The sequence below is a fragment of the Bergeyella anatis genome (genome assembly GCF_036016955.1).
GTDB lineage: Bacteria > Bacteroidota > Bacteroidia > Flavobacteriales > Weeksellaceae > JAYWXI01.
Genome location: NZ_JAYWXI010000029.1, coordinates 1 through 9,974, shown reverse-complemented (window position 1 = coordinate 9,974; position 9,974 = coordinate 1). Strand labels below are relative to the sequence as shown.

General features: G+C 32.1%; 12 protein-coding genes. All 12 read left to right on the top strand.

All coding sequences use genetic code 11. The features are described from left to right. Positions 1-341, top strand: a 341-nt coding sequence (locus VQ048_RS11445; protein ID WP_327611804.1) for an alpha/beta fold hydrolase, incomplete at its 5' end; no start/stop codon positions are given. A 185-nt stretch (positions 342-526) separates the two neighbouring features. Then, positions 527-1,168, top strand: coding sequence for an alpha/beta hydrolase (locus tag VQ048_RS11440; RefSeq protein WP_318161518.1), 642 nt, complete (start codon positions 527-529; stop codon positions 1,166-1,168). Between the two features lie 424 nt (positions 1,169-1,592). Further along, positions 1,593-2,111 carry a hypothetical protein gene (locus tag VQ048_RS11435; protein WP_327611803.1) on the top strand — a complete coding sequence of 173 codons (519 nt, stop codon included), beginning with the start codon at positions 1,593-1,595 and terminating at the stop codon, positions 2,109-2,111. Continuing rightward, complete coding sequence (locus VQ048_RS11430) at positions 2,108-3,331, top strand: DUF4407 domain-containing protein (RefSeq protein WP_327611802.1); 1,224 nt, start codon at positions 2,108-2,110, stop codon at positions 3,329-3,331. Before VQ048_RS11435 ends, VQ048_RS11430 begins: the two co-directional genes overlap by 4 nt. Next, positions 3,315-4,226 (top strand): DUF4407 domain-containing protein, encoded by a 912-nt coding sequence (locus VQ048_RS11425; RefSeq protein ID WP_327611801.1) that lies wholly within the window; start codon positions 3,315-3,317, stop codon positions 4,224-4,226. Before VQ048_RS11430 ends, VQ048_RS11425 begins: the two co-directional genes overlap by 17 nt. Further along, positions 4,223-6,025: a hypothetical protein gene (locus VQ048_RS11420; protein ID WP_327611800.1), complete on the top strand. Its 1,803-nt coding sequence runs from the start codon at positions 4,223-4,225 to the stop codon at positions 6,023-6,025. Before VQ048_RS11425 ends, VQ048_RS11420 begins: the two co-directional genes overlap by 4 nt. Before the next feature lies 1 nt (position 6,026). Beyond that, positions 6,027-6,533, top strand: coding sequence for a hypothetical protein (locus tag VQ048_RS11415; protein ID WP_327611799.1), 507 nt, complete (start codon positions 6,027-6,029; stop codon positions 6,531-6,533). 2 nt (positions 6,534-6,535) lie between these two features. After that, complete coding sequence (locus tag VQ048_RS11410; protein WP_327611798.1) at positions 6,536-7,390, top strand: DUF6759 domain-containing protein; 855 nt, start codon at positions 6,536-6,538, stop codon at positions 7,388-7,390. Beyond that, on the top strand, positions 7,390-7,680 hold the full coding sequence (locus VQ048_RS11405; protein WP_327611797.1) for a DUF6804 family protein: 291 nt from the start codon (positions 7,390-7,392) through the stop codon (positions 7,678-7,680). Before VQ048_RS11410 ends, VQ048_RS11405 begins: the two co-directional genes overlap by 1 nt. 148 nt (positions 7,681-7,828) lie before the next feature. Beyond that, entirely contained in the window at positions 7,829-8,029 is a 201-nt protein-coding gene (locus tag VQ048_RS11400) for a hypothetical protein (protein ID WP_327611796.1), read from the top strand. A 1-nt stretch (position 8,030) separates the two neighbouring features. Next, positions 8,031-9,002, top strand: a complete 972-nt coding sequence (locus VQ048_RS11395; protein ID WP_015431540.1) for an aminoglycoside phosphotransferase family protein — start codon at positions 8,031-8,033, stop codon at positions 9,000-9,002. 152 nt (positions 9,003-9,154) lie between these two features. Then, positions 9,155-9,700, top strand: coding sequence for a hypothetical protein (locus tag VQ048_RS11390; RefSeq protein WP_327611795.1), 546 nt, complete (start codon positions 9,155-9,157; stop codon positions 9,698-9,700). The last annotated feature ends 274 nt before the right edge of the window (positions 9,701-9,974 follow it).

The window sequence follows — 9,974 nt, the reverse complement described above, 5'->3', positions numbered from 1 at the left end:
CAGAATTAATGAGTGGCAAGAAACAATTTGACAAACAAAGAAGTGAAAAACTGATAAGAGCTGAGTTCAATAGAGCCAACAATTATATAAGTATGTTCAATCACGCTGCATCGCAAGGTGGTGGTGGTGAAGAATATTGGAACAGATTAAACGAAATCAAACAACCCACCTTAATTATCCACGGAACAGACGACAAAATTTGGCATTATAAGAATGCAGGTTTTTTACTAGAAAAAATAAAAGGTTCAAATCTAATCACCCTTGAAGGTACAGGACACGAATTACACGTTGATGATTGGAAATCAATAATTGATGGAATAGAAAAACACATAAATGACTGATAAACAAAAACAACGACCCGCTAACAATGTATATAAAAAATAGGCGAAACAGTAGTTAATTCTAGGCTTTTGGCTCGTATTATACTTTGTGCTTAACCGAAAATTTGGCACTTCGAAATCGCCTACTTTTCATATACTAACCGTTATGTGAAAGCGTTTACGAGCAGTTATCCAAAAGAAATTAAGTGAACAAAATTTATATTTTCAGTGGTTTAGGAATTGATAAAAGAGTATTTGACAAAATCGATTTTGGAAAATTGAATCCAGAGTTTATTGAATGGATTGAACCACTAAAAAATGAACCATTAAGTGAATACTGCAAACGAATTTCACAAAAAATAAATGTTGAAAATCCAACTATAATTGGACTTTCATTTGGAGGAATTGTTGCTGTAGAAATCGCGAAAATAATCAAAACGGAAAAAGTAATTTTAATTGCTTCTGCAAAAACTAAAAGTGAACTTCCACTACTCTACAGAATCGCAGGAAAATTGAAAATTAACAAGTTAATTCCAGCCACAATTTTAAAGCAACAAAATTTCTTGACGAATTGGTTTTTTGGTGTAAAATCAGATGAAGACAAAAAACTTCTTGGTGAAATTTTAGAAGACACTAACCCAAATTTCTTAAAATGGGCGATTAACGAAATTGCAAATTGGAAAAATGAGCAAAAAGCTTTGAATTACGTTCATATTCATGGAAATAAAGACAAAATAATTCCAATAAGAAATGTCGAAGTTGATTTTGTAATCAAAAATGGCGGACATTTTATGACAGTAAATAAACCAAATGAAATAGAAAAAATTCTAAAAAACGCCTTCACATAACATTGTATTGGCAAAATGCGGGGTTACAGTCTAAGTTGAACTATTTGTAATATTTAACCGCCAATATTTTCCAATTCCACATTTTTGTTTAACTTAGTTCCATTGAAAAAATATTGGCTACGATTGGTCTGAACTTGAACTTTCGTTCAAATTAAGCCCGCCCTTCGCCAATACTTTTTCCGTTATGCCTCACCCTAAAAGACGACACGACCGACAATAAACGTACAGAAAAATGAAAGATAAAATGCCAACGCTTCAAAAAAACAAAAGAGGTGCAACCCTACGTACCAAGCCAACGCATTGCACCACATTTGTTTTTATCCACCGCCTCACAAATACAAATTTGAAGCTTTACGGAAAACCGTAATATAAATCAGAAAACCGTATATACATTTATGGCGAACTAAATAATCAACCTGAAAATATGATTAAAACATCACTTAAAAATATACAATATTACTTCCTAAAAGTTAGTCGATTATTTTGCATTCTCTTTAAACGAAGGAAACGGATTGAAAAAATATCATTTGGGTATTACCAAAACTGGCAGTTTGAAAATGCGTATTTGGTTGTTGATTTTAAGTTCAAAAATGCAGTTTGGTTTAGGATTGGAAACTTTAAAAGTTATGATTTCTCAAAACAGATTGTTTTAGACCTTGAAAATATCCATACAGACACAATCAATTTTGAGGTGTTTGGATTTTTTCAGAAACGAGTTTATGAAATCAGTCTGAATAAAGAAGCTCAAATCAATACTCAACCATTCAAAACAAAAATTAAAAATATCAGCATAGTTAAATTGGTACAACAAAAATCAAAACTACGAATATCTGAAATGACATTGCATATTTCTAATCCGACTTTTATTTTTGAAAATATTGCTGTGAAGCCACAAAACATTCAATTCGACTACAAACCATTTAAAATTCAAGACTATATATGAAAACAAGAGACTACTACACAACACCCAAAGCTGGTTGGATAATGAAACAGCTATGGAAAGTGGCAGGTGGCGACCGTTATATTTTGGAACGAGCAACATACAGCGACCAAATAAAATATATGTGTTTGGGCGGAATTGTTTTTGCTACAGGAGCGATGGCAGGACTTGCAGGAGGTTATGCTTTTTATACCATTTTTTCGCCCAAAGGTTCTGCTCTTGAAGATAGTATTCATTATCCTACTGTTGCATTATCAATTGTATTTGGGATAGTTTGGGGATTGATGATTTTTAACATTGACCGTTTTATTGTTACAAGTACTGGTAAAGGAGATGGAACAGAAAAAATAACTTGGGACGAATTTAAAAGTGCCATACCACGTATCATAATGGGGGCAATTATAGCAATAACTATTTCTAAACCCATTGAAATCAGAATGTTTCAAACGGAAATAAATATTAAGCTAAAAGAAAAGCAGATTGAACAGCAAACAGCATATATTGAAAAAACGAAGAAAAATTTTCAAATTGAACTTGATAGAAATTCAAAAGACTTAGCAAAATATGAGCAGGAAATTCAAGATAAAATAGCAAGGCATAAATTTCTTGAATCGCAGTATATCGAAGAAGCCCGAATTATTACTGTTGGACCAAGAGCATTAGCTCTTAAAGCACAAATGGATAAAGTTGATGAAGAAATTCGGAACGATAAACAAAATACAGAATATTTGAAATTGCTTAAAGAAAAAGAAGATATTGAAACACGTTTGAATAACGCTCTCAAAGAAAGTCAAAAAACAGCAGACGGTTTAGACGGCTTACTTGAACGGATAAAATTGGCTCACGAAGTTGCAGGATTTTGGATTACACTTTTTATAACCTTGCTATTTATGGCTATAGAATTAACACCAATTTTCTTTAAGTTGATGTTAAATAAAACGCCTTACGATTATTTGGCCGAAAATCGTGATGATTTAATACGTGCTGAAAATGGCATTGAAGTTCGCTATGATTACTACAAAGACAAAAAAGGTGTAGAACGGCATTTAATCATCAATCACGAAGCCGAAAAAATGATTTTTGAAAAAATAAAAGTTACTGAAATTCAGAAAGAACTCACAGAATACGCCATAGCAAAGTATAAAGAAAAGGAAAAAGAGAAGATTGATACCAACTTAGATGAATACATCAAAAAAATAAATCCTAATGAATCCAATTCTTAATGCTATAAGAAATAGACTTTGTAAGTTTTCGGGCGAAGACTATACAATAATCCAAAAATGTGGCAATAAAGTCCAACTTTACTTTTCACTAATTGGCTTATTAGTATTGGTCATTTTGTTGTGCAGTTTTGCAAGTGCTCTATATTTTACAGATCATTTATTTCATAATATTATCGCAGATATTGGAGTTGGAATTGTTTGGGGTTATATTATTACAAATATGTACGTTTTATTATTGTACACCATTTCTCCTACCCTTTTACCAACGAAGGAGAGAAAAAAACAAAAGGAAAAAACATATCCATTTAAGCTATCTTATTCAATGGGAATACGAATTTTCATAGTATTACTTTTAGCTATAATCATTGCCCAGCCGCTCAATGTTTTAATTTTAAAACCCGACTCAACAACATTCGCTTTAGATATTAAAGAGTTACTGGCAACAAATCCTTTAGCAACAATAATTACGTTAGTTGTTGTTGGCATTTTCCTATTCCCCGTTTATCTTAAATATACCATTAGAAAATTAGGTGAGTTTTATGAGAAAAAAGCAGAGATTAAAAAGAAAATTATCCAAGATGATTACAGAGATTTCAAAAAGGAATATCAGCACATCTTTGAAGAAAAAACTTCCGTATATAATGAAAGATTGAAAAATACATTAAATCCATTATTGACTAAATTAAGTCAAATAATTAATGAAGAACCCAAAGAAGAAAGAATAGAATTATTTCAAAAAATCTCAAATGAATTATCAGTTGAACTTAATGAAACTAAAATAGAAAAATACGAATATTGGGCAAACCCGCCTTATCGTACCATTCACAAATCACGAACCAAAAACACGCTTTCCGAACAAGATCTATTGAACCATATTTATCCTGAAACTGATTGACAGCCGTTATTATCATAATCATCATTGCAGTTATTCTGTATTATCTGTTTTGGAACAAAAAAACAGATGAAAAAGCTATTGCCATAAATGAAGAGAATAAAGATAATGAAATAGAAATTAAAGAATTTTACGAAGAAGAAATTTATACCGATGAAAACGGACGATACAGATTATTAGAAAAAACAAGAGAAATACCAAGACGTACCTATATCAAAGCCGTATTGAACGGAAAATATTGGGGCGAAATTGACGAGCAATTTTCCAATCAATTTGCACATTCCAAGTTCTTTGATTTCAATATTTATGAAGTAACGCTAAATAATGCTGAATATTCAAAATTCCCATTTGAAATAAATGAAGATTACAATATCCCAAGAGAAAAGCTACCCAAATTATTACACACAATATTACAAAAAGACGGAAAAGCATACGAGGTAAACCTACACGAACCTATTTTTGAATTAGGTTCTATAAAATTCAACCGAAAATTACACCAAGACGAAGGAAACGAAGTTTTTGGAACTATTGATGCTATTGTAGCAGGTTACATTCTTGATTTTATTGTAGAGCATTACACAGAAAAAGAGTATCTAATTCCGATTAACGAAATTGTTACAGTTCCTAAAATTGAAGAACCTGTTCTTACCAAAACCAATACACCAACTGGCAATGTTGAACATAACGGCAATTACAAACGAACAGAATATTTTTATTCGGATTATAAAAAAACGTATTGGAGCGATTGGAAATATACAAAACCACCAACTACAACAAATAATGAGGGTTGTTTTTCTTCTGTAATCGGTTTATTGGCAGGAATTATCGGTATTGCTTTTTTACTGATGTTGTTGCCACAAATGGCAATTCTCTTGCCGTTTTTTCTTATTCTGTTTTTACTGAACCTAATTCCTGCAAGGTTTTTTAGTTGGCTATTCCGTATAATAGGTATATTACTTTTGTTAGGGTTTGTGGCAAGTTTATTTCATTTTTTCAATACTACCACAACGCAGACTTACATTCCCAAACCAGTTGTAACAGAGCAACCCGAAGAACGAAAAACACACACAGAACCAATCATTGACCCGCTTGACAATAAAACCGTAAATGACACGATAATTAAGCATTTCAGAGTTTGGCAGGATTATGACGGCAATCAATATGAAGGAACGATTTGGACAAAGAAAAGCGATTTTACCAAAGCCAAATATTTTAAAAACAATCTGACTTTAAATTCTAATTCATCACGAGCTTACGATGAAATGATTTACCGCTTAAAGGAAAATGACAAAAATAATTTAAACGGCGTGTATCAGTTGTTTGACAGTATCAGACAAAAGGAGCAACTGTCAAGCGTGAAATTTGCAGAGTTAATTGTTTCATTTGTGCAGGACATTCCATATACAGTGATTGTTCCTGATGACTGCAACCCAAATTTGTATGATGATGAATTTATCAAAGAATATCTCTCGTCAGCAGATTCTCGTTGTGATGGTTTTGAAAAATTCGGTATCAATTCGCCTGTCGAATTTATGTCAACTTTAAATGGCGATTGTGATACAAGAACCTTGCTTTTATACACAGTACTCGCACATTATGGCTACGATGTAGCATTATTCAGCAGTGAATATTATGCACATTCCATAATCGGAATAAATTTGCCGATAAGCGGAATGACTTATCAATATCAAAACCAACGCTATGTACTTTGGGAAACAACTGCACCAAATATCAAAGCAGGCGTTTTACCCAAAGAAATTTCAAACTTAAATTATTGGAGAATATCATTAAAATCAAAATAAAATGGATACAACAAAAATAATCACGCTTACCGTAATCGGAATTATTGCAATTGCAATTTCTTTGACGATTACACAGCTTTTTTTGCGAAAAGCAAAATCAAAATTGGAAAACGAAGAAAAAATAAATCTTGCTTATGGTATTTTATTTCTCGGTTGGGTCATATCATTTTCATTGCTCAATGTGAAATCTATATCCATAATGAGCGAATATGTTGACACCCTTTACAAAACTAATTCAGCTAATCATTTGGCAGATATATCAAAAACAAGTGTTTTGTTCATCGGCTTAACCAATTTTTGGCTGATACTTTGGTATCTTATCACAAAAGCATTTTCCATACTCATTGCAGGCAAAAGAACTGATGTCAACGAAATCGAAAACAATCATTACACTTATTTTCTGATGAAAGGTGTTGTTTTTATCGGTTTTGTTTACTGTTTAATGCCTGTCTTTGAAATGCTTTTAAGAACATTTTTACCAACTATTGAAATCCCTTATTATCGTTAATTATGAAAAGAATACTTATTTTTTTGACAGTAGCATTAGCTTGGAGTTCTTGTGTATCAGAAAGTGAACATCAAAGAATTGTTGATGAGAAAAATACACTTTCTACAGAAAATCAAAATTTAAAAAATGAACTAGAAGAGATAAAATTTGGAGCATCAAATTTGCTTTCTGACGGAAAAAAGTTTTATCAAGCAAAAGACTTTTCACAGGCAAGGCAGAAATTCCAAACGCTTTTGCAAAAGCACCCCGACTTGCCTCAATCTATTGAAGCAAAAAATTATCTTGCCAATATTGATGAAGAAGAACTTTGGCAAAAGGCTTTCACTTCAGAAGAAATTAGTAATACTGAAGATTACATAGTAAAATATCCCAAAGGAAAGTATATTAAAAATGCTGTTTCAAGAAAAAGTGAACTTAAAAAACTGAATATGCAAAAGGCTTATGATGACGCTTTAAGTAGCAATTCTTCATATGCTTGGAAGAGATTTTTAGATGAATATCCCGACCACCCAAACAAAAGTTCTATCAAAGAAAAAATCATTCGCTTAGAAGTTGATGAAATATTAGGCGACAGAGAAACAGGACGAATGCCTTCTTTCGATAATTACAGTACAAGCTATTCTTCGAATTCATCAGTAGAAATTACTAATAATACAGGTTGCAACCTAACTGTTCGTTATAGTGGTGTTGAAGCAAAAATGATAGAAATTCCGTCAGGTGGTACAAGGACAGTTTATCTATCAAGTGGAACTTACAAAATTGCCGCTTCTGCTTGTGGTGCAAACTATGCAGGTACAGAGAGTTTACACGGAAGTTATGGTTCAACCTTTTACATCAGTAGAACAAGATATTATTAATGGATAAAATTATAAAAATAGTTCTCGCTGTTTTACTCTTTCTTTGCCTTGCGAAAATGCCTTATGGATATTATCAGTTTGTAAGGTTTGCAGGACTTATTGGCTTTGCTATCCTTGCTTATCAAGCCAATCAACAAAACAAGCAAACCGAAATGATTGTTTACGGTGCATTAGCATTACTTTTTCAACCGCTTTTCAAAATTGCATTAGGCAGAGAACTTTGGAATATTGTAGATGTGATTGTAGGAATAGGACTTACAGTATCAATATTTATAAAACCAAAGAAATAGCCAACGCTAAAGCAAGCACATTTGCAATTACTCACGTCTTGTTTATTCTTATTGGTGTTCGTGAACTTCGTTTCACACAAGCCAACCGCACAAAGCCAAAATTGCAAAAGAGCTTGCTTTGCCAACACACGACAAAAGAAACACGAAAATGACAACAAAACAGACGACAGAAAAAGAAGGGCGAAGGCATAACAGGCGTTTGGCAAAAAAGTGGATTCAGTGCTTAAATGAAGCTTTGTGCTTCGTATCAAGTTCTGTGCTGGCAGAAAGTTTTGTACTTCGAAATCCGCTTCTTCGCCAAGCGCCAAAACGTTACCTGCAAGCTGAAACCAAAAATCCGACAAAATAAAATGGTTGAAACATTGATAAAAACATTGCAACAAAAATATCTTATCAAAACAAACACAATTTCTAAACAAAAAGGTGGTTGGGCTTCTTTGGCTTATAAAATAGAAGATGAAAACGAGCATTTTTATTTTTTAAAAGTTTATGAAAAAAGTCGAAAATCAACTTCTTATTTAACGGAACACATCGACCTTTATCTTCCCATTGTGGATTGGCTTGATAATCAAACTCTGCTGAAAGGAAAAATCATTCGATTGATTAAAACGCAATCTGATGATTTTAGGTGCGAAGATGAAAATTATATATATGTTTTGTTTGATTACATTAAAGGAGAAACAGTTGGAGAAAAAAATTTAACCAAAGAACAAATAACTCAATTAGCCGAAATTGTCAGTCAGTTACATCATTTAAAAAAAACTCCTTTTGACCTTTCGCAGATTTCTGAAACATTTGACCTTTCGTTTATTTCTAAACTAAACAATTGGATAGACAAAAACCTTGACCAACTAAAAACGGAAATCAAAACGGTACTGCAACCTAATCTTTCAATTATAAAAAATCAAATCAACGAATGGTATAATTTATCAAATGCTTTAAAGGAAAAAGATTTAAAATATTGTTTATGTCATACAGATATTCATCATTGGAATCTTATCACAGACAAACAAAAATTATATCTTTTGGATTGGGAAGGAATAAAGTTTGCACCACCCGAAGCCGATATTTTCAGCATTTATCAGCAACCTTATTTTGATTTGTTTATCAAAAGATATTATGAACTCAATCCTGATTATCAAATCAATGAAACGGTTTTACAATATTATCTGACAAGTAGAAAACTTCAAGATATTTTTGAGTTTATCGAACAATTACAATTTGACGAACTCAATTCGGAAGAATACAAAATCAACTTAAACTATCTGAAAAAAGAAGTTGATAACATAATATCCAAACCTAAAAACACAGCCAGCAGGTAACAAGGGTTTTGCAAGAGCGGGGCGAAAATACTCCGTTGGAGATTTTCGCTATATTTGTAGCTTAGTGCTTCGGTCGAGATTTTCTGCTGAAAATCCCCGCCCTCGCAAAGCCCCAAACCGTTACCTGCAATGTTGTCAAAAATGCCGTCTAAATGAGAAAATTTTTAATACTATTTTCAATTTTAATTCTTAATTCTTGTTCAAAGAATGATAAAGAACCTGAATTATTGAAAATAGGAATTTATCCGACTTTCAATAAAAGTATCGAAGCAATTTTAGACTTAGACAAAAAATATATTGCTGTCATAAGTCCTAACTCATACGAACTTCCACCTCCAATTCAACCTCCATTAGACAAAAATATATCTGAAAAAGAAGCGGAAGAACAATACCAAAAATATTTATTAGAAAATCCTATTTTTGAGCCTTTCTCTTCCAATATTACTGAAGATGAAATTGAAAGTCTAAAAAAAATTATCTTGTCTTTCAAAGAAGCTGATTTTAAACCTAAAAATGAACCTGGACCATTTGATGGAACTTATGCGAATATTACAATTGTTTACAATGATAATTCTCTTAAGTTTATCAACCCTAAAAACAATCCTAAAGAAAAACAAGCAGAACTTGTTTCAGAAGTATATAAATTAATAAGATTAAAAAACAAATCAAAAAATAACAAAATAATTTTTGAAAAGTAAAAAAATAACACTGCAGGTAACATAGTATTTGCAAAAGGCGGGGTAAGTAATAGTTGAAAGATTTGGAATATTTATCCGCTTCTGCTTTTCCGTATTACATTTTTGTGTAAATTAGCAATACGGAAAAAGCATTCGCTACGGTTGTGCTGAATTGAACTATTTGTTCTTGAATTCAACTTATAAATGCAACTTTTTGGGTGCGGATAATAAGCAATAAAAACATTTATTTTTCAGAGAGGAAAGAGAGACAATGTCCCCCTTTCTCTCACTCTGA

Bases quoted from the DNA above. Each gene is read 5' to 3' on its own strand.
- VQ048_RS11435 (WP_327611803.1), top strand. From the start codon at position 1,593: ATGATTAAAACATCACTTAAAAATATACAATATTACTTCCTAAAAGTT.
- VQ048_RS11430 (WP_327611802.1), top strand. From the start codon at position 2,108: ATGAAAACAAGAGACTACTACACAACACCCAAAGCTGGTTGGATAATG.
- VQ048_RS11425 (WP_327611801.1), top strand. From the start codon at position 3,315: ATGAATCCAATTCTTAATGCTATAAGAAATAGACTTTGTAAGTTTTCG.
- VQ048_RS11415 (WP_327611799.1), top strand. From the start codon at position 6,027: ATGGATACAACAAAAATAATCACGCTTACCGTAATCGGAATTATTGCA.
- VQ048_RS11410 (WP_327611798.1), top strand. From the start codon at position 6,536: ATGAAAAGAATACTTATTTTTTTGACAGTAGCATTAGCTTGGAGTTCT.
- VQ048_RS11405 (WP_327611797.1), top strand. From the start codon at position 7,390: ATGGATAAAATTATAAAAATAGTTCTCGCTGTTTTACTCTTTCTTTGC.
- VQ048_RS11400 (WP_327611796.1), top strand. From the start codon at position 7,829: ATGACAACAAAACAGACGACAGAAAAAGAAGGGCGAAGGCATAACAGG.
- VQ048_RS11395 (WP_015431540.1), top strand. From the start codon at position 8,031: ATGGTTGAAACATTGATAAAAACATTGCAACAAAAATATCTTATCAAA.
- VQ048_RS11390 (WP_327611795.1), top strand. From the start codon at position 9,155: ATGAGAAAATTTTTAATACTATTTTCAATTTTAATTCTTAATTCTTGT.